18 protein-coding genes and 3 pseudogenes are annotated in these 19,027 nt (G+C 56.3%); 20 read left to right on the forward strand and 1 reads right to left on the reverse strand.

The annotated features are described in order from the left end of the window. Positions 1-98 precede the first annotated feature (98 nt). The 10 genes from ACQ86N_RS16040 (at position 99) to ACQ86N_RS16085 (ending at position 7,684) form a co-directional block, all read left to right on the forward strand. Positions 99-968 (forward strand): glycosyltransferase, encoded by an 870-nt coding sequence (locus ACQ86N_RS16040; protein WP_431217438.1) that lies wholly within the window; start codon positions 99-101, stop codon positions 966-968. After that, complete coding sequence (locus ACQ86N_RS16045; protein WP_431216019.1) at positions 968-1,702, forward strand: glycosyltransferase; 735 nt, start codon at positions 968-970, stop codon at positions 1,700-1,702. Before ACQ86N_RS16040 ends, ACQ86N_RS16045 begins: the two co-directional genes overlap by 1 nt. After that, positions 1,635-1,973, forward strand: a complete 339-nt coding sequence (locus ACQ86N_RS16050) for a hypothetical protein (protein WP_431216020.1) — start codon at positions 1,635-1,637, stop codon at positions 1,971-1,973. Before ACQ86N_RS16045 ends, ACQ86N_RS16050 begins: the two co-directional genes overlap by 68 nt. After that, a complete protein-coding gene (locus ACQ86N_RS16055; RefSeq protein WP_431216021.1) occupies positions 1,970-3,523 on the forward strand; it encodes a ligand-binding sensor domain-containing protein in 1,554 nt (517 codons plus the stop codon). The genes ACQ86N_RS16050 and ACQ86N_RS16055 overlap by 4 nt, the downstream gene beginning before the upstream one ends. A gap of 77 nt (positions 3,524-3,600) precedes the next feature. Beyond that, positions 3,601-4,569, forward strand: a complete 969-nt coding sequence (locus ACQ86N_RS16060; protein WP_431216022.1) for a triple tyrosine motif-containing protein — start codon at positions 3,601-3,603, stop codon at positions 4,567-4,569. Next, positions 4,503-4,787: a hypothetical protein gene (locus ACQ86N_RS16065; RefSeq protein ID WP_431216023.1), complete on the forward strand. Its 285-nt coding sequence runs from the start codon at positions 4,503-4,505 to the stop codon at positions 4,785-4,787. Before ACQ86N_RS16060 ends, ACQ86N_RS16065 begins: the two co-directional genes overlap by 67 nt. A 115-nt stretch (positions 4,788-4,902) precedes the next feature. Beyond that, entirely contained in the window at positions 4,903-5,457 is a 555-nt protein-coding gene (locus ACQ86N_RS16070; RefSeq protein ID WP_431216024.1) for a ligand-binding sensor domain-containing protein, read from the forward strand. Between the two features lie 169 nt (positions 5,458-5,626). Beyond that, on the forward strand, positions 5,627-6,442 hold the full coding sequence (locus tag ACQ86N_RS16075) for a hypothetical protein (protein ID WP_431216025.1): 816 nt from the start codon (positions 5,627-5,629) through the stop codon (positions 6,440-6,442). Next, positions 6,421-7,236 (forward strand): triple tyrosine motif-containing protein, encoded by an 816-nt coding sequence (locus ACQ86N_RS16080; protein ID WP_431216026.1) that lies wholly within the window; start codon positions 6,421-6,423, stop codon positions 7,234-7,236. The genes ACQ86N_RS16075 and ACQ86N_RS16080 overlap by 22 nt, the downstream gene beginning before the upstream one ends. After that, on the forward strand, positions 7,187-7,684 hold the full coding sequence (locus ACQ86N_RS16085; protein WP_431216027.1) for a sensor histidine kinase: 498 nt from the start codon (positions 7,187-7,189) through the stop codon (positions 7,682-7,684). The genes ACQ86N_RS16080 and ACQ86N_RS16085 overlap by 50 nt, the downstream gene beginning before the upstream one ends. On the opposite strand, the gene ACQ86N_RS16090 is transcribed toward ACQ86N_RS16085, so the two are convergent. Beyond that, positions 7,669-7,833 carry a hypothetical protein gene (locus ACQ86N_RS16090; protein ID WP_431216028.1) on the reverse strand — a complete coding sequence of 55 codons (165 nt, stop codon included), beginning with the start codon at positions 7,831-7,833 and terminating at the stop codon, positions 7,669-7,671. The two genes, ACQ86N_RS16085 and ACQ86N_RS16090, sit on opposite strands and share 16 nt — an antisense overlap. Positions 7,834-7,848: 15 nt before the next feature. Here ACQ86N_RS16090 and ACQ86N_RS16095 point away from each other — a divergent pair, with 15 nt between their 5' ends. From ACQ86N_RS16095 to ACQ86N_RS16140, 10 genes and pseudogenes are all read left to right on the forward strand, one after another. Beyond that, positions 7,849-8,595, forward strand: a complete 747-nt coding sequence (locus tag ACQ86N_RS16095) for a LytR/AlgR family response regulator transcription factor (protein ID WP_431216029.1) — start codon at positions 7,849-7,851, stop codon at positions 8,593-8,595. A gap of 45 nt (positions 8,596-8,640) precedes the next feature. Beyond that, a pseudogene (locus ACQ86N_RS16100) lies at positions 8,641-9,780 on the forward strand (HAL/PAL/TAL family ammonia-lyase); the annotation flags it as partial. 115 nt (positions 9,781-9,895) lie between these two features. Then, positions 9,896-10,207 carry an aromatic amino acid lyase gene (locus ACQ86N_RS16105; protein WP_431216030.1) on the forward strand — a complete coding sequence of 104 codons (312 nt, stop codon included), beginning with the start codon at positions 9,896-9,898 and terminating at the stop codon, positions 10,205-10,207. A 309-nt stretch (positions 10,208-10,516) separates the two neighbouring features. Then, the gene (hutU, locus tag ACQ86N_RS16110; RefSeq protein ID WP_431216031.1) at positions 10,517-12,184 is read left to right on the forward strand and encodes a urocanate hydratase; all 1,668 of its coding nucleotides are present in this window, start codon (positions 10,517-10,519) and stop codon (positions 12,182-12,184) included. A gap of 120 nt (positions 12,185-12,304) precedes the next feature. Further along, a complete protein-coding gene (locus ACQ86N_RS16115) occupies positions 12,305-13,192 on the forward strand; it encodes a LamG domain-containing protein (protein ID WP_431216032.1) in 888 nt (295 codons plus the stop codon). A gap of 93 nt (positions 13,193-13,285) precedes the next feature. Continuing rightward, a pseudogene (locus ACQ86N_RS16120) lies at positions 13,286-14,631 on the forward strand (trehalose-6-phosphate synthase); the annotation flags it as partial. Positions 14,632-14,676: 45 nt separating this feature from the next. Further along, positions 14,677-15,522, forward strand: coding sequence for a trehalose-phosphatase (gene otsB / locus ACQ86N_RS16125; RefSeq protein WP_431217439.1), 846 nt, complete (start codon positions 14,677-14,679; stop codon positions 15,520-15,522). A gap of 5 nt (positions 15,523-15,527) precedes the next feature. Next, the gene (locus ACQ86N_RS16130; RefSeq protein WP_431216033.1) at positions 15,528-17,306 is read left to right on the forward strand and encodes a glycoside hydrolase family 15 protein; all 1,779 of its coding nucleotides are present in this window, start codon (positions 15,528-15,530) and stop codon (positions 17,304-17,306) included. 17 nt (positions 17,307-17,323) lie between these two features. Continuing rightward, complete coding sequence (gene hutI / locus ACQ86N_RS16135) at positions 17,324-18,646, forward strand: imidazolonepropionase (protein ID WP_431216034.1); 1,323 nt, start codon at positions 17,324-17,326, stop codon at positions 18,644-18,646. Next, positions 18,615-18,995 (forward strand): annotated as a pseudogene (locus tag ACQ86N_RS16140) (hypothetical protein); the annotation flags it as partial. The gene hutI and the pseudogene ACQ86N_RS16140, both read left to right, overlap by 32 nt. Between the last annotated feature and the right edge of the window lie 32 nt (positions 18,996-19,027).

Raw genomic sequence — 19,027 nt, forward strand, 5'->3', positions numbered from 1 at the left:
AACATAATCCCGTCGGATGACAAGCGCTAGCCCATATATAAGCATCATTATACCGACCTTCAGAGCGGCAAAGACCCTGCAGCTCCGCGCTGGACAGCATCCTGCGCCAGGACTATCGCAATTTCGAAGTGCTGATCATGGACGGCGGTTCGGACGACACGACGGCGACCATCGCACACGAGTCCGGAGACAACCGCATCCGCTTCATCTCCGAGCCCGACAAAGGAATATACGACGCCATGAACAAGGGCATCGCGGCGGCCCGCGGCGAATGGCTGTTCTTCCTGGGATCCGACGACCAGCTGTACGATACAAAAACGCTGTCCTCCATATTTGGAAAGACCGGCCACGACGACGCGGACATGCTGTATGGGGACGTCGTAAGCCCCAGCTACAAAGGACGGTATGACGGCCAATTCGATTACCCGAAACTATTGCTTCGGAATATTTCCCACCAGGCCATATTCTACCGTCGTTCGCTGTTCGACGCTTTTGGCGCCTACAATCTTCGCTACAAAGGCTATGCGGACTGGGACCTCAATATCCGCCTGTTCGCCGCCAACGATTCACCGGATGGCCCGCGCGTCCGCATCAAATACATCGACGCCATCGTTGCCCGATTCGGTCCGGGCGGCGTCAGCTCGAGCCACGACAGTTCGTTCCTTCGGGAGGTCCTCTTCCCATGCAAACTAAAATGGCTGGAAGAAAAAGGTATCGGCCAGCTCCGCCCGCTGATGGTCTATGACGATCTCTGGCGGCTGCTGCGGAACGCGGGCTTCCCCGACGCCCTCAGCCTCACCGGGCCGCCCGCGCAAACGACCACCGCAGAAGCGGTCCTGCCCGTCGTCAGGCAAATGGCCGCCTGGCAGGAGCGCATACCCCGCGGAGCCCTTAAGATCGGCCCATTGTCAAAATTAATCATGCTGGCCAGCTATCTGCGCCATCTTTTAAACGGTAAATTGCACTGATGTTACTAAGTATTGTTATAGTGAACTATCGCGCCCCGGACCTGGCCGTCGACTGCCTCAGGACCATGCTGGGGGACAGCTGGAATGACCTCTACGAGATCATCATCGTGGACAACGGATCCAATGACGACAGCAAGGAAAAGGTGCTCGCGGCCTTTCCCCGGGTGATCTGGCTCGACACCGGTTACAACGCCGGATTCACGCGCGCCAACAACATGGGAATGCGCTACGCCAAGGGCGACACGATCCTGCTGCTCAACGCCGATACCCTTCCTCCCAACGAAAGCGTCGAGCAGTGCTACCGCCGCCTCTATGCATCCGACTATGTCGCCGCCGGCATACAGCTTCTCAACGTCGACGGCACACCGCAGGTTTCCGGTATGTACGTAATGAAAGGCGGCCTCAACTACCTCCTTCCACTGCCCTATATGGGATCGTGGATCAAGACGTTCGGAACCCTTGTCGGAGTTAAGAAGCCCCACGTACCCGGTATGGCGCCCGACCTCATCGAAGTCGACTGGATCAACGGAGCCTTCCTCATGGTCAAGCGTTCGGCCATCGACAAGGCCGGCCTGATGGACGAAGACTTCTTCCTGTATGCCGAAGAGGCCGAATGGTGCGGCAGGATCGCCGGGACCGGCAAAATGTGCATCTACGGGAGACCTCATGGTCACACACCTGCAGGGCGAGACCGCGAACGCCGCATTCGGAACCGCCAGCAAGGGATACTATAATTTCTATGACAAACGCGGACTCCAGACCATGGTTTCCAATTTTGTCCGCATCCGCAAGCAGTTCGGGGTATTTTGGTTCTTCGTCCAGCTGTTCTTCTACCTGCTCGATATCCCCGTATTCTTCTTCGGCGTGCTGTTCTATCGCCTGTTTACGGGGAAGTCCAGGTACACTTTCGCACAGCTGAAGAAATACACTAAACACCTTTTCGTCGTGGTTAAGCTCACGCCCCACATCCTGAAAAATAAGCCTTATTTTTATAAGGTCTTATGATCAGATCGATACTGGCCTGCCTCTCCCTGCTGCTTGTTCTGTCACCCGTCCTGGCCCAGGAAGAGTACAGCTATGAGCACTATGACGTTACGGAGGGGCTGGCCGGATCGACGGTCTATTGCATTACGCAGGATAAGGATGGCTTTATCTGGACGGGTACGGAGGCTGGCGTCTCACGTTTTGACGGAACCCATTTCCGGACCTTTACCACAAGGGACGGCCTGCCGGATATTGAGATATTGCAGATCTTCGGCGATTCCCGGGGAAGAGTTTGGATGGCTCCTTTCCGAAAATCCGTATGCTATTATTATCACGGAAAAATATACAGCCCCGGGAACGATTCGACTTTGCGCCGCATACACTTCCGGGAGAATATCCGGCATTTTGCCGAGGATGCGGCCGGCAATATACTCATACAGGAAGTGGCAGCGCTCCACCTTTTCGGCGCGGACGGACATTGTGTCGATATCGACAGTATATCGGGCAGACCGATTACCAACTGTACCGCCGTTAGCCGAAGTATCGACGGACATTTCCTCATCGAGATGAATGATTCGGTATACGAATTCGACGGAAGCCATATGAAAGCGCTGGTGCGCTTGGAATCTACCTATCCTGGCGACCGTAACCCGAATTTCATGTGCCTGAGCCCCGGCGCAGTGATCTGGCGCTCCAAATTGTCAAGCGGAACCATTCTTTCGCTTCAAACGGGCAGGCGCCGCACAATCCCTTTTTCCTATATGGATTTTCGGCACGTCAGCTACAGCATTGTCGGCGACTCTCTGTTTTATGTAAACGAAACAGAGGGGACAACAGAATACCGCCTAGGCTCGGGAACAACGAGAACATTCCTGCCCGGGATCGAGGTTTCGCGCGTATTCCGGGATGACGAGGGTAATACCTGGTTTACGACAATCGGACATGGAATTTACCGGCTGAATTCAGCAGAGATCCGTAACATTACTCTAAAGAGGCAGTTGAATGACAACTGCGCCGTACACGCCATCACCAGGCTGAAGGACGAATTGCTCGTTGGGACCAATAGAAACACCATTTTCCGGTTTAAACTTCCGGGAATGGAGAGCCTTGGATACCAGCAACTCAACAACCTCGAAAAAATAAGGATCATTTCTATCGATACCCTTGACCGGGACAGGATCCTCTATGGAACTGACATGAACCTCGAGCTCAGGATGGATAAAAAAAGAGACTCGCTCAAGATGGGCATGACGGTCAAGGCTGCCTGGCTTAAAAATGTTCATCAGGTGTTCCTGGCCACCCACAGTGGGGCCTTCGCCATGAACATCGATAGCTTTGGAAGACTCGACACGCTCTGGAAAGGAAGGACTACCGCCTTGTTCTACAACAACGATACTATCTACATAGGTACGATGAACGGCCTTTATCGGGTCATTGACAAACCTGGGGGCAAACGCCTGACGGAATTCATGGGCGCGAACATGCCGATACTGGCGGGACGAATCGCGTCCATAGTGAAATCCCGCCAGGGGGTCCTCTGGATCGCCCCTATGATGATCTGGGTATCGTAGGAATAAGGGATGGAAAGGTCGTCGGGACAATCGGCCGTCAACAGGGTCTGACCAGCGATGTGTGTAAGACGCTTGCCATGGACAGAGATTATCTGTGGGTGGGGACAGATAAAGGGCTGAATAAGGTCGACCTGCATTCGCCAAACGCCAGCATCATTCAGTATACCGCAGGGGATGGCCTGGGCTCCAGTGTGATCAATACTATTTGCGTCGACAGCCCGATGGTATATGTCGGAACCCCCGCCGGCCTTAGCTATTTCGATGAAACGAAGGTCTATAGCAGCGACTATTGCAGGCTGACCTGGCTGGATATTTCCAGTTCGGGACAGAGCCTGCTCCGCGACACTAACCACCTGGGCCTGTCTTACCGGCAGAATAATATCCGCTTCGAATTTGTCGGCATATCCTATAAATCCGCAGGAAATATTCTTTACCGGTACCGCATGCTTGGTCTCGATACGGCCTGGAAAACAACCAAGGAAGCATTTCTGGACTATCCTACACTTCCTTCAGGAGATTACGAGCTGCAGCTTACCGCTATTAACAAGTTCGGGACTATCAGCCGTCCGCTTTCTTTGCGGTTCGGGGTATCTACCCCTTTCTGGCGTACCGTCTGGTTTGTCACGGCCGTCTTTTTGGGCGTCCTTTCCATGACCTGGCTTTTTGTATCCCTTCGGATCCGCAGAATACGCAGAGTGGAGAAAGAAAAAGAACGGATCAGCCAGCGTATGATGGAACTGGAACACGCCGCCCTGCAGGCCCAGATGAATCCCCATTTCATTTTCAATTGCCTCAACTCGATCCAGCAGTATATTTTCAACCAGGGACGTTTTCCTGGCCAACAAGTACATCTCCGGATTCTCCAAACTGATCCGGGCCAGCTTTGCACAGCTCGAGCAAGGCCTTCATCTCTTTGTCCGACGAGGTCAGCTATCTGTCAGGCTATCTCGCGCTGGAAAAGCTCAGATTTAAGGAAAAAATGGACTACTCTGTTGACGTGGACCCCGGCCTGGACGATAATGCCTGTATCATTCCGCCGATGCTGATCCAGCCCTATGTCGAGAACTGCATGCGGCACGGTCTTCGGCATAAATCAGAAGGGAAAGGGTATATTTATATAAAATTCGAAAGTCAGGACTCCCGGCTGGTCGTTACAGTGGAAGACAACGGCATCGGACGAAAAATGGCCGGCGCATTCAAAACCCGGAACATATCGAGTATCAGTCGAAAGGGATGGCGCTTACAGAAGACCGTATTCGGATGATGAACACAAAATACAACGGTAGTATCATAACGAGAGTTGTCGACCTCGAACATATCGACGGCCGGCCGGCTGGTACGCGCGTCATAATTGAATTTCCCCTATTTCACACCTTACTATGATCAGATCGATACTGGCCTGCATCTCCCTGATGCTTGTTCTGTCACCCGTCCTGGCTCAGGAAGAGTACAGCTATGAGCACTACGACATCGCTGACGGCCTGGCCGGATCGACGGTCTATTGCATTACTCAGGATAGAGACGGCTTCATATGGATGGGCACCGAGACAGGCGTAAGCCGTTTCGACGGCACGCATTTTCGCAGTTTTACGACAAAAGACGGACTGCCGGACGTCGAAGTACTCGAGATGTTCGGTGATTCGAAAGGAAGAGTCTGGATGGCGCCGTTCCGAAAGTCCGTCTGCTATTACTACAAAGGTAAGATTTACAATCAGGACAACGACTCGCTGCTGAGCCGCATCCACCTCCACTCCAACGTCGAACACTTTGTCGAGGACGCCCACGGTAATATTGCGATCCAGGAAGGCACCGCGATCCATATGATCAGCCGGAACGATCGATACCATAAGATCGAATCGATACACGGCATGCCGATCAGCGCCTGCCACTCGATGAGTTCGGGTGCGGACGCGGCAATTTCCTGGTGCAGATAGAAGATTCGGCCTACCATCTGGCCGGCGATCGGTTTGACGCACTGATGGCGCTTCCCGTCCGGGCGTCAAACTGGCGTCGCCATTTATTTGCCTCGGTCGTCGCTTACTGGTCTGGCGGATCACCCGGGACAGCAGCTGTATCGCGTCACTCGAATCCGGACGCCGGAAAATGATACCGTTCGCCTATGACAACTTCAGACACGTCAACTTCAATATCATCGGCGACAGCCTTGTCTACTCCAACGAGTCGACCGGCTCCACGGAATACAACCTGCACACCGGTCAGGTGAGAACCTACCTCCCGGGCACCGAAGTATCGGGGGCATTCCGCGATGACGAAGGCAACACCTGGTTTACCACCGTCGGTCGGGGCCTGTACAGACTCAACTCGACCGAATTCCGTAATATCAGTCTTAAACAGCCGGGCTACACCTGCTCGGTCCATTCGATACTCAGGCTGGATAACGAGTTGGTGGTCGGCTCTAACAGGAACAGCATTTACCGCTACAGCATACCGGGGATGGAGAGCCTCGGCCAAAAGCGGCTGAATGCACACGAAAAAACAGATCGTATTCATCGACACACTGGACAAAGGAAACTCGTCTTCGGCACCGATTTTACGATCGAAGTACGCGCCTCGAACCGCAGGGATTCCATCAACGCAAGAGGTGTCAACGTCAAATCCGCCCGTCTGATCAACGGACACTACGTTCTGTTCGCGAGCAGCCTTGGAGCGTTCACGCTGGATATCGATTCATTCGGAGCGCTGGATACCCTGCTGACAGAAAGGTCAACGGCCGTCTTCAATCTGCACGATACTGTATATGTCGGGACACTCAATGGTCTTTACCGCGTCACCGGCAGGGGCGGCATCGACCGGAAACAGGAGTTTATGGGCAGGAATATCCCCTGCTGCGCAGCCGGATTGCCGCTCTTACAGCCTCCGCGGATGGAACCCTCTGGGTGGCGCCCTATGACGACGTAGGGGTCATAGGCCTTAAAGGAGACAGCATCGTCCGCCGCATCGGCAGTCAGGAAGGGCTGACCAGCGATATCTGCCGATGCCTTTCCCTCAATGGGGACGAGCTCTGGGTCGGTACTGACAAGGGCCTCAACAGGGTGGACCTGCGCAATCCTGCCGCCCCGGTTCTGGAATATACCTCAGCCGACGGCCTCAGCTCGAACGTCATCAACGTCATCAGCGCGGCCGGCAATATGGTCTATGTCGGAACCCCCAGGGCCTGTCCTTTTTTGACGAAAAAAGTCAACAATATAGGCCACTGCCGCATCGCATGGCTCGGCATCACCAGCGGCGGCGTAAGCAGGCTGCAGGATAGCGCCAGGCTGAAACTACAGCACAACCGCAACAATATCCGGTTTGAATACGCCGGCATTTCGTACCGCTCTGCAGGAAATATCCTCTACCGCTACCGGCTGCTGGGACTGGATACCGGCTGGAAGAGCACCAGGGAAACCTTTCTCGACTATCCTACACTTCCTCCCGGTGACTACGAGCTCCAGATACACGCCGTCAACAAGTTCGGCGTCGTTAGCCCCACACTGTCGCAGCGGTTTACGGTAGCAGCGCCACTGGTGGCAGACCTGGTGGTTTCGCCTCGGGGTCGTCCTGGCCACCGCCTCGGCAGTCTGGCTGCTGGGCTCTCTGAGGATCCGCAGACTGCACAGAAGACAGGAACACGAAAAACAACTGTCCAGACGACTGGCGGAAATGGAGCATATGGCCCTGCAGGCGCAGATGAACCCGCATTTCATTTTTAACTGTCTCAACTCGATCCAGCAGTATATCTTCAGTCAGGATATCCTTACCGCCAACAAATACCTTTCCGGCTTCTCCCGGCTCATCAGAGAAACGCTGCAGCATTCGTCCAAACCGCTGATCACCATCGGGCAGGAGGTCAGCTATCTTTCGACCTATCTCACCCTCGAAAAGCTTCGTTTCAAGGACAAAATGGAATTTTCAATCGACGTAGACCCAACTATCAACCAGCATACTGTCTATATCCCGCCCATGGTCATTCAGCCCTATGCCGAGAACAGCATGCGCCACGGCCTCCGCCACAAGACCTCGGGAAAAGGACTTATCACCATCGCTATCCGTAAGACGGATGACGGCCTGACCATCACGGTCGAGGACAACGGCATCGGCAGGTCGGAGGCGGCACGCTATAAAACAATTGAACATATTGAATATCAGTCCCGGGGATGAGCCTTACCGCGGAACGTATCCACATCATGAACACTCTTCACGGCGAGGGGATTCGTATAGAAGTAGAAGACCTCAAAGACGGCAAAGGGATCGCAGCCGGTACGCGCGTGATTGTACGATTTCCTTATTTTTACCGCCTGGAAAAGCATAATTGAAAGCTAACTATGATCAGGACCGTATTGATCGACGATGAAATTGACAGTATCCGTGTACTACAAAAGCTGCTCGAAAGCTTTTGCCCGGAAGTTAGTATCGTTGGTACGGCCGATGGCGTGGAGACGGCCGCCACACTCATCCGTTCCGTATCGCCCGATCTCGCATTGCTCGACATCGAAATGGTAGGCGGCAACGCCTTCGACCTGCTCAACCAGCTGCAGCCTATCGACTTCAAAGTTATTTTCGTTACGGCATTCGATGACTACGCCCTGAGAGCCTTCAAATACAGCGCCGTCGACTACCTCCTCAAACCGATTGATATCGACGACCTTCGCACCGCGATCGCCCGCGTCTCCAGCACTCCCGTCGTTACCAGTTTTGACCAGCAGCTCAAAATGCTGATGAAGAACCTGGAAGGTTTTCAGCAGGCCCAGCAGAAGATAGCCATACCAACGATCACCGGCCTGGTCTTCGTGCCTTTTCAGGACATCGTGCGCTTCGAGGGCAGGGGCGGCTATACCAACATCTATCTTTCCGGCGGCGAACTGATCGTCGCGACCCGGGCCATAAAGGAATACGAGGAAATGCTGCCCGAATCGGTCTTCTTCCGCGTGCACAATTCACAGATCATCAACCTCCACAAGATGCAGCGATACAACAAGGGCAGGGGAGGAGAAGTGGTCATGGAAGACGGCAGCGTCATCGAGGTCGCCAGCCGGCGGCGGGACGAATTCCTCCGCCGCCTGATGAAGTAGGCCAATTTGACAAAAGCCATTACCTTCGCGCAAAATTTTTTGGACATGTCTTCCAGCAGTCATCAATACGGCCTCGACCAACTGACCGTCGCGGCTACCATCGGTCTCGCTGAGGGTACCCGGAAAGGGATATTGTCCGGCCCCGCCATCGAAAGGATAAAAGCCAGCCAGCAGCACATAGCCGACATCGTTAGTCAGCACACCACCGTATACGGCGTGAATACCGGCTTTGGCATCCTCGCCAACACCAAGATATCGGAAGAGGATACGCGCACCCTCCAGCACAAGATCCTGCAGAGCCACAGCGTGGGCGTAGGCAATCCCGTCCCGCAGGAGATCGCCCGCATCATGCTCATCACCAAACTGCAGGCCCTGGCGCAGGGCTACTCCGGTGTACAGCTGGAGACGCTGCAGCGCATCCTGTGGATGATCGAACAGGACGTCGTACCCGTGGTCCCCGACAAGGGTTCGGTAGGCGCATCCGGAGACCTCGCGCCGCTGTCGCACCTGTTCCTGCCGCTGATAGGCCTCGGAGAGGTCTACCACCAGGGAAAACGACAACCCACCATGGAAGTGCTCAGGCAATATGGGATTGACCCGATAACGCTTGGCCCCAAGGAAGGCCTGGCCCTGATCAACGGCACACAGTTCATTCTCGCCTACGCAGTAAAAGGAGTACAGCGCCTCCACTACTGTCTGGAAGCCGCCGACATCATCGGCGCCATGAGCCTGGAAGCGCTGACCGGCACCAAGGCGCCCTTCGACGAGCGCCTGCACCAACTGCGCCCCTACGCCGGCAGCCGCCTGGTAGCCCAGCGGCTCCGGCAAGCTGCTCCACGACAGCGCCATCATGCAGAGCCACGTCGACTGCGGCCGCGTTCAGGATCCCTATTCGCTGCGCTGCATGCCCAGGTGCACGGCGCCTCGCGCAACGCCTGGCTGCACCTTCGCCAACTCGCCGAAACAGAACTCAATTCGGTCACCGACAACCCCATCATACTCGGACACGACGATACCATCAGCGGCGGCAACTTCCACGGCCAGCCGCTCGCACTGCCCCTCGACTACGCCTGCGTCGCCGCCGCGGAGATCGGCAATATCTCCGACCGCCGCTGCTACCTCCTGCTGGAAGGCAAATGGGGCCTGCCGCTCCTGCTGATGAACAACGTAGGCCTGAACAGCGGTTTTATGATACCCCAGTACACCACCGCAGCACTCGTCACCGAGAACAAAACCCTCTGTTTCCCCGCCAGCGCCGACAGCATCCCCAGCTTCACTGGGCCAGGAAGACCACGTCAGCATGGGCAGCATCAGCGGCCGCAAACTGAACCAGGTCCTCGACAACCTGGAATATATCCTGGCTATCGAGCTCATGAGCGCCTGCCAGGCCATCGAGTTCCGCCGCCCCCTGAAAAGCAGCGTGATCCTCGAAGCCGCCCACCACTACGTCCGCAATTTCACGGAGTTCGCCAGCGAGGACCGGATCTTCGCCGAAGACATAAAAAAGATGCATTCCATCATCGCCGACTTTTCGTTCGTCAGACACTGCGACAGCGCAGCCAGGGAAAAAGGAGTGGTGCTCAACCGGGAATTTGAAGAATTTGCGCTTTAGGCCCCCGCCAGCCTCCTGCCAGCTACACGTCTATTGGCAAAATCGACACGATTATGCTCCAAAACGACACGCCGGTTAAGTCTTGCCCGGCCGCATCATTATTGCAGCTAAATTGCCGTCAACCTAAACCTTGGACCAAAGTCTAAACTCTAACTGGTTAAAAGATTATCCATTGACTTTGTCCTATGAATTTTTCATTTGGGATAAATGTTGACCGTATTCGGCATCAATAGTGGTTATGGCCGATCATTTCCTATCAATTTTTATTTAATTTGCACAACCCGGGTTTTCTCCTGGGTTGTTAATTTTATGATTGCCTACGACGCCATCCGATACCGGACTCCCACCGGCTCCCGCCTCACCTGCAAAGGATGGGTACAGGAAGCCGCCCTCCGCATGCTCCTCAATAACCTCGACCCCGCCGTCGCCGAACGCCCCGAAGAACTCATCGTCTACGGCGGCCGCGGCAAGGCCGCCCGGAATTTCGAGGCCCTCGAGCTGATCATCAAAGCACTGAAAGACCTCGAAGACGACGAGACCCTGCTCATACAGAGCGGCAAACCCGTCGGTATACTGCGGACGCATAAAGACGCCCCCCGGGTCCTGCTTTCCAATTCCCAGCTGGTGCCCAAATGGGCCGACTGGGCACATTTTGACGAGCTGGAGAAAAAGGGGCTGATGATGTACGGACAGATGACCGCCGGCTCCTGGATCTATATCGGCTCACAGGGCATCGTTCAGGGTACCTACGAGACCTATTCCGCCGCCGCGGACAAACATTTTGGCGGCAGCCTCAGAGGGACGCTCAACGTCACCGCCGGCCTCGGCGGGATGGGCGGCGCTCAGCCGCTGGCCATCACCATGAACGAAGGGGTAGCCCTCGTCGCCGAAGTAGAGGAATGGCGCATCGACAAACGCCTGGAGACCCGCTATCTCGACGTAAAAGTAGACGATATCGACGCCGCCATCGACCAGGCCCTCGACGCCAGGGCAAAAGGACAGGCCCTCTCCATCGGCGTCCGCTGCAACGCCGTCCACCTCCTCGAACACCTCATCGCCCGCAACGTCGTACCCGACACACTGACCGACCAGACCTCGGCCCACGACCCCCTGATCGGCTACTGGCCGCACGAACTGACCCACGATCAGGCACAGGTCCTTCGAAAAGACAAGCCCGAAGAATATATCGACTACGCCTACCGCAGCATGTACCGCCACGTCGAGCTCATGCTCGAGCTGCAGCGGCGCGGCGCCATCACCTTCGACTACGGCAATAACTTACGGGCAAGAGCGGCGGAGAAAGGACTGAAGAATGCGTTTGATTTTCCGGGCTTCGTCCCGGCCTATATCCGCCCGCTGTTCTGCGAAGGCAAAGGCCCCTTCCGCTGGGCCGCCCTCAGCGGCGACCCCGCCGATATCGCCGTGACAGACGAGGTCATCGGCAGCCTCTTCCCCGAAAACGATTCCCTGCAGCGCTGGCTTCGCCCGGCCAAAGAAAAGATCGCCTTCCAGGGCCTGCCGGCCCGCATCTGCTGGCTCGGCCAGGGCGAACGCGAAAAAGCCGGCCTGGCCTTCAATGAACTGGTCCGCACCGGCCGCGTCAAAGCACCCATCGTCATCGGCCGCGACCACCTCGACACCGGCTCGGTCGCTTCCCCCAACAGAGAGACGGAAGCCATGCTCGACGGCAGCGACGCCGTCGCCGACTGGCCCCTGCTGAATGCCCTCGTGAACACCGCCGGCGGCGCCAGCTGGGTAAGCCTCCACCACGGAGGCGGGGTAGGGATGGGCTACAGCATCCACGCCGGAATGGTCATAGTCGCCGACGGGACAGCGGAAGCCGCAGCCCGCCTCGCGCGCGTCCTCCGCAACGACCCGGGCCTCGGAGTCATACGTCATGCGGATGCGGGATACGATATAGCAAAGGATACCGCCCGGCATAACAACCTCGACCTTGCCCGGCGGCTGACACACTAATCGCCGAAATCGACACGTTTTTACTACATATCGACACGCTTATCAACTCGTGCCAGGATAAATATTTCCTTTTATATCTTTACACCGCAAAATTTTACCCTAAATAATTAACTCCCAACTATGCTAAAACAGTTAACCCTATCCGTAGCGATCGCAGCAGCCGTCATTACCATGAGTTCTGTCGGTTGTACCAAGACTCCACCCCCTCCTCCCGTCCATGACACGGTTACCGTGATCAAAAAAGATACCCTGACGGACACACTCTATGCAACTAAGCCCGACCCGACCGTCAATCTGACTAAGGGCCTGCTGCTTTATCTGCCTTTCTCCGGCAATATCGCCGACTCCAGCGGTAATAACAACCCGACAGTGGCCTCCGGTTCTGTCCTGACCTATGACGCACACGGATATGCGAATAGCGCCTTTGGTGCGGACGGTACGGGTACAAAGAAGATCTATGTGACCAACAACGGTTCGATCCAGTTCGATACCGCATACTCCGTTGCACTCGGCTTCATGACCAATGACACTGCCAACGCGGGTACATATATCAGCATGATCGATCCGGCGACTGGTTATGGTGTAACGTTCAACATCGGCCAGACTACCACCAGCTACAGCCGGTTTGCCTGGGGTACCGAGGACGTTACGCTCGGTTGCGGCCAGTACGGCAAAAATGATCTCGTGAACATCGTCGATACTACTAACTTCAGACCTGTTCCCGGTTCCTGGTATAAAGCCGTTATGATCTACCATAGAGGAGCTACCCAGATCTATATCAACGGCCAGCTCATCTATGCAAAAACAGGATTGGGAACCCTCGCCAACCTCTGCCCTGCAGCTAAGATCATGATCGGCGCATGGTGGGACAGCGATCCTCTCAGATTTAACGGCAAACTCGACAATATCCGCCTCTACAACCGCGTCCTCACCCCGCACGAGATCGCGCTCCTCTCCAGCAGCTACCAGGTGACGTCTAACAGCGTCAGGCAGGTGATATCCAGATAAGCCATCATCTTACACATTAACAAATAGTTGAAAGAGTCCCACTGCGGGACTCTTTTTCATTCCTGGCCTTATTGTTGTCCTGGTGTGGATAGAATGGGTCGACTAATCATAATATCCAACCGTTTGCCCTTTTCCCTGGACAGGGAGGGCGATAAGGTAAGCCTCCGGCAGAGTTCTGGCGGCCTCGTATCAGCTATCAAGAGCTATTTTGAGAACGCAGGCGCGCAAAGAGGCGACCTGACAGGGAAGATGTGGATCGGTGTGGCGGATTTTCCCCAGGATGACTGGGATCAGGTGGCCGCTGCTCATGCCGCAGAACAGGACTTCGATATAGCTCCCATTTTCCCCGATAAGGACGTATACGACAAGTACTACAACGGCTTTTCCAATTCCGTACTCTGGCCGCTGTTCCACTATTTTTCCTCACTCGCGGAATACGAAGGACCATACTTCGACGCCTACCTGCAGATGAACCAGCTGTTCGCCGAAAAGATCATCCCGATCCTCGAGCCCGACGATCAGGTATGGATACACGACTACCAGTTGATGATCCTGCCGCACCTGCTGCGACAGAAAAGACCCGACGCGACGATCGGCTTTTTCCTGCATATACCTTTCCCGTCCTACGAGATCTTCCGCCTGATGCCCACCGAGTGGAAAAAAACACTCCTGCACGGCGTCATGGGGGCCGACCTCATCGGCTTTCATACCTACGACTATGTTCAACATTTCCTCAGCTCGGTCAAGATGCTGCTCGGAGTGGACAACTACTTCCATACCCTCCAGTATCAGGACCGCCTGATCCGCATCGACCTCTTCCCCATCGGCATCGACTACAACAAATTCCACCAGATGGTCGCGGACCGCGAGGTCGAAGAGATCAGGACCAGGATCAGGGCCCAGTTCGAGGACCGGAAACTCATCTTCTCCGTCGACCGCCTCGACTATACCAAGGGGCTGATGCAGCGCCTCAACGGCTTCGAATACTTCCTCGAACGCTATCCCGAATGGCGCGAGAAGATGGTATTTGTATTAAATGTCGTCCCCTCACGGGATACTATACCCGCATACAACGATCGTAAGAAGCAGATCGAAGAAAAGATCGGCACCATCAACGGCCGCTTCTCCACCATCAGCTGGCAGCCGCTGATCTACCGCTACAACCACCTTCCCTTCAAAGACCTGGTGGCGCTCTACCAGGCCGCCGACGCAGCCCTCATCACCCCCTCCGGGACGGGATGAACCTGGTCGCCAAGGAATACGTGGCCAGCAGCCTCGGCCGCGGCGTTCTCATCCTCAGCGAACTGGCCGGCGCCGCCAGCGAGCTCAGCGAGGCCATCCTCGTCAACCCGACCGACGTATCCGAAGTCGCTTCCTCCATCACCCGCGCACTCGCCATGCCTCTGTACGAACAGCGCAACCGCATCTCGCTGATGCAGCGAAGGCTCCAGGAATATGACGTATTCAAATGGGTCAACGACTTTATGGACCAGCTCCAGCAGGTGAAGGCAGAACAGCGCAAACAGAAAGTGAAGGTCCTCGACGAAAAAACGCTCACCTCCATACGCCGCCACTACCAGCGCTCCGGCAACCGCTGCCTGCTGCTCGACTACGACGGCACCCTGGTCCCCTTCTCCCGCATCCCGTCGGAAGCGGCCCCGGACAACTCCGTCAAAGACATTTTGTCCAGACTTTCCGCCGACACCAGAAACCACGTCGCGATCATCAGCGGCCGCGACCTGTCTTCGCTCGACCGCTGGCTGGGCTCCCTGCCCGTGACCCTCGTGGCCGAACACGGCGCCAGCACCCGCCCGAGAAATGGCAGCTGGCAGCAGATGGTCTCGGTATCCGACCTGTGGAAGGACGAGATCCGCCGCGTCATGCAGGCCTTCGTCATCCGCTGCGCCGGCTCCTTCATCGAGGAAAAGACCAATACCATCGCCTGGCACTACCGGAACACACAGACGGGACTCGGCTTCTCCCGCAGCCGCGAACTGCTGAGTACCCTGTCCCAACTGATCCAGAACACCACACTCCAGGTCATCGACGGCAACAAGGTCGTCGAGGTCCGCATCTCCGGCTTCGACAAGGGCGCATCCGCCCTCCGCATCGTAGGCGAGACGGATCCCGACTTCGTCCTCTGCCTCGGCGACGATACCACCGACGAGGACATGTTCAAGGCGCTCGAAGGAGAAGCCTACACGATCAAGGTCAACAACGGCGCATCCGCCGCCCAGTATACCATCCTGTCGCAGCAGCAGGTGCTGCCGCTGCTGAACTCACTGTTAGTCCCTGTCAGCTCAAATACACCAACAACGGAAAAAGTGTAGTAACTATGCCGGTTCACAAATACAACATGGGCATCATCGGGAATTGCTCATACCTCGCCTACATCGACATGAAAGCGGACGTCAAATGGATGTGCCTTCCCCGGTTCGACAGCAGCAGCATCTTCGGCTCACTCCTCGACGAAGACAACGGCGGACATTTCTATATCAGACCCTCCGACGAGAACGCCCAGGCCCGCCAGTACTATATCACCAATACCAACGTCCTCTGCACCGAATTCACCTGCGCCGACGGCAAATTCGTCGTCATCGACTGCGCGCCGCGCATGCGCATCTACGAACGGCAGTTCCGGCCGCTGATGCTCGTCCGCAAGATCCAGCTCCTCGAAGGCACACCGGCGATCACCATCAGCTGCCAGCCCCGCGGCGACTACGGCAGACAGGTTCCCGAGTCGGTGATCGCCAGCAACCATATCCGCTATCTCAACCTCGAACAGCAGGTCCGGCTGACCGCCGACATCCCGCTCACCTATATCCAGAAAGAAAAATCCTTCATCCTCGACCAGGACCGCTACCTCGTCCTCACCTACGGCGAACCACTCGAAGCCCCACTCAAAGAGACCGCCGAAGAGTTCATCCGCAAGACCGCCGAAGACTGGCAGTCATGGATCAAGAGCTCCTACCTGCCCGACATCTACCAGGAAGAGATCATCCGCAGCGCCCTCGTACTGAAACTCCACCAATACGAGGACACCGGCGGGATCATCGCCTCCGGCACCACCAGCCTTCCGGAATTCCACGACAGCACCCGCAACTGGGACTACCGCTACTGCTGGTTCCGCGATGCCCACTACACCCTTCGGGCCTTCAACCAGATCGGCCACTTCGAAGAGCTGGAAAAATATTTCGATTTCATCTACAATATCCTCCACAACGCCACCGACTCCCTCCAGCCGCTATATTCCATCGGCGGGGACAAGAAGCTGCACGAGATGACCCTCGACCTCCCCGGCTATCTCGGCAACAAGCCGGTACGTATCGGCAACAAGGCCTATATCCAGTCACAGCATGACGTCTACGGACAGGTGCTGGTCAGCCTCCTGCCGCTGTACTCCGACAAACGCTTGCTCTTCATGAAAAAGAGCAGTTACCAGCGCCTCGTGCCCTGGCTGCTCAGCCAGATCGAACGAACCATGGCCCTGCCCGATTCCGGCCTCTGGGAATTTCGCAACTCCGAACAGGTGCATACCTATACGCTGCTCTTTCACTGGGCCGGCGCAAAGGCCGCCTATAAGATCGCAATGCACTTCGGCGACCATTCGCTGATGACCAGAGCCAGCCGCATCGCCGTCGCCGCCGACCAGATGATCCAGCAGACCTACGACCCCGTTCGCAAACTATACACACAGGCCGTCGGCACTTCCAATCTCGACGCCAGCACGCTCTCGATGATCACCATGGACTACCTCGACCACAGGTCCGACACGGCAAAGAACCATATTATCGCCCTGGAAAAAGAGCTGCTCGCCGACAACGGCCTCTTCTACCGCTACAAACACTACGACGACTTCGGCTTCCCCGAAAGCACCTTCCTCGTCTGCGCCTTTTGGTATATCGACGCGCTGGCCTGCGTGGGCCGCATCGACGACGCCATGCACAACCTCAACCAGGTGCTGGCCTTCAGCAACCACCTCGGCATCTTCAGCGAGGACGCCATGCCCGACGGCTCACAGTGGGGCAACTTCCCCCAGACCTACAGCCACGTCGGACTCATCAACGCAGCCTGCCGCATCGGCCGCAAACTCGACAAGGCCGATTTTTTATAAAATCCCTATCTTACGGCATGCCCACCCGACTCATCTACAACATAGGACAGCTCGCCGGCATACACAGCGCGACGCAACCGCTTCGCGGCCCCGAACTGGCTTCGCTGCCCTCCATCCATAATGCATGGCTGCTCATCGAAGACGACCGGATCGCGGACTTCGGACCGATGACAGAGATGCCCCCCGAACTGGCCAAACGACGTGAACCGCGGGACCCATCTGTCCTAAACTCCGTCACGGGAGATTCCATCGACGCCGCAGGCGGAACCATTCTCCCCGCCTGGTGCGACAGCCATACCCACCTCGTTTTTGCCGGTTCAAGAGAATCCGAATTCGTAGACAAGCTTAAAGGGCTCAGCTACGCCGAGATCAACGCCAAAGGCGGAGGCATCCTCAACTCCGCCCGCAAACTCGCCGCTACGAAAGAAGACGATCTGTTCAATTCCGCCTGGCAAAGACTGAACGAACTCACGCAGCTAGGTACCGGCGCGATAGAGATCAAGAGCGGCTATGGCCTCACGGTGGAAGGCGAGCTCAAAATGCTGCGCGTCATCAAACGCCTCAAACAAAAATCCCCGCTCGCCATAAAAGCGACCTTTCTCGGTGCCCATACCTATCCGGCGGAGTTCAAAGAAAACCACCAGGGGTATATCGACAGCATCATCTACGAAATGCTTCCCGTCATCGCCAAAGAAGGCCTCGCAGACTATATCGACGTCTTCTGCGAAAAAGGCTTCTTCAGCCCCGAAGAGACAGAGACAATAGTCCGCGCAGGCATGGCCCACGGACTGATCCCCAAGATCCACGCCAACCAGCTGAACCTGTCGGGTGGGGTAGAGGTAGGCGTCAAACTCAACGCCCTATCCGTCGACCACCTCGAGACGATGGACGAACACACGATCAATACCCTCGCCGCCTCACCAACCATCGGCACCCTCCTGCCCACGGCGGCATTCTTCCTGCGCATGCCCTTTCAACCGGCGCGGCAACTCATCGACGCCGGCTGCGCCATCGCCCTGGCGACAGACTTCAACCCCGGCTCCAGCCCCAGCGGGAATATGAACCTCGTCGTGGCCATCGAGCTGTATCCAGATGAGCATGCTCCCGGAAGAAGCCATCAACGCGGCGACCATCAACGGCGCCTTTGCCATGTCGCTCGGCGACCGGCTGGGGAGCATCACCGCCGGCAAAAAGGCGAACCTGATTCTCACCCGCCCCATCCCCTCCCTGGCCTATCTGCCCTATTCCTTCGGCACCAACCTCATCGCACAGGTATTTATCAACGGAGAACCCACTTAAAACAGGACTATGTTCGGACGGAAGAAAAAATCAAAGCCTGACGCCCCAACCGGACTGGACTTCCTCGTAGCCCTGATCGCCGAAGTGCGCCCCGCCAAAGGCCGACGCGACGCCCGGCTCAACCTCGAACGCCTGATCGCGCGGCTGCACGAAAACCCTCCGTCACGGAACGAAAACCCTCCGCAGAGCGAAAACCCTCAGCAGAGCGAAAACCCTCCGCTCCTGAGCGAGTTTCGCCAGGCGCTGCTCTCCCAACTCATCGGCACCGACCTCTCACCGGCCCTCGTAGAGAGCGGTATCCCCATGTCCCGCGGTTTCTGGCAGGAATTCTTCGGCCGCCTCCGCCACAAACTCCTTCCGCCCCTCCAGCACCGCAACGACTTCCTCTATGTACTGAACCGCGTTTTCTTCCGCAGTGACGA

The sequence above is a fragment of the Puia sp. P3 genome (assembly GCF_050632245.1).
Lineage (GTDB): Bacteria > Bacteroidota > Bacteroidia > Chitinophagales > Chitinophagaceae > Puia.

What these genes read in the sequence shown, in the direction of transcription:
- otsB (WP_431217439.1), top strand. Translation starts at nt 14,677, where the DNA reads ATGGACCAGCTCCAGCAGGTGAAGGCAGAACAGCGCAAACAGAAAGTG.
- ACQ86N_RS16050 (WP_431216020.1), top strand. Translation starts at nt 1,635, where the DNA reads ATGGTCACACACCTGCAGGGCGAGACCGCGAACGCCGCATTCGGAACC.
- ACQ86N_RS16045 (WP_431216019.1), top strand. Translation starts at nt 968, where the DNA reads ATGTTACTAAGTATTGTTATAGTGAACTATCGCGCCCCGGACCTGGCC.
- hutI (WP_431216034.1), top strand. Translation starts at nt 17,324, where the DNA reads ATGCCCACCCGACTCATCTACAACATAGGACAGCTCGCCGGCATACAC.
- ACQ86N_RS16070 (WP_431216024.1), top strand. Translation starts at nt 4,903, where the DNA reads ATGATCAGATCGATACTGGCCTGCATCTCCCTGATGCTTGTTCTGTCA.
- ACQ86N_RS16075 (WP_431216025.1), top strand. Translation starts at nt 5,627, where the DNA reads ATGATACCGTTCGCCTATGACAACTTCAGACACGTCAACTTCAATATC.
- ACQ86N_RS16095 (WP_431216029.1), top strand. Translation starts at nt 7,849, where the DNA reads ATGATCAGGACCGTATTGATCGACGATGAAATTGACAGTATCCGTGTA.
- ACQ86N_RS16130 (WP_431216033.1), top strand. Translation starts at nt 15,528, where the DNA reads ATGCCGGTTCACAAATACAACATGGGCATCATCGGGAATTGCTCATAC.
- ACQ86N_RS16085 (WP_431216027.1), top strand. Translation starts at nt 7,187, where the DNA reads ATGGAGCATATGGCCCTGCAGGCGCAGATGAACCCGCATTTCATTTTT.
- ACQ86N_RS16115 (WP_431216032.1), top strand. Translation starts at nt 12,305, where the DNA reads ATGCTAAAACAGTTAACCCTATCCGTAGCGATCGCAGCAGCCGTCATT.
- ACQ86N_RS16105 (WP_431216030.1), top strand. Translation starts at nt 9,896, where the DNA reads ATGGGCAGCATCAGCGGCCGCAAACTGAACCAGGTCCTCGACAACCTG.
- ACQ86N_RS16065 (WP_431216023.1), top strand. Translation starts at nt 4,503, where the DNA reads ATGGACTACTCTGTTGACGTGGACCCCGGCCTGGACGATAATGCCTGT.
- ACQ86N_RS16090 (WP_431216028.1), bottom strand. Translation starts at nt 7,833, where the DNA reads ATGCTTTTCCAGGCGGTAAAAATAAGGAAATCGTACAATCACGCGCGT.
- hutU (WP_431216031.1), top strand. Translation starts at nt 10,517, where the DNA reads ATGATTGCCTACGACGCCATCCGATACCGGACTCCCACCGGCTCCCGC.
- ACQ86N_RS16055 (WP_431216021.1), top strand. Translation starts at nt 1,970, where the DNA reads ATGATCAGATCGATACTGGCCTGCCTCTCCCTGCTGCTTGTTCTGTCA.
- ACQ86N_RS16060 (WP_431216022.1), top strand. Translation starts at nt 3,601, where the DNA reads ATGGACAGAGATTATCTGTGGGTGGGGACAGATAAAGGGCTGAATAAG.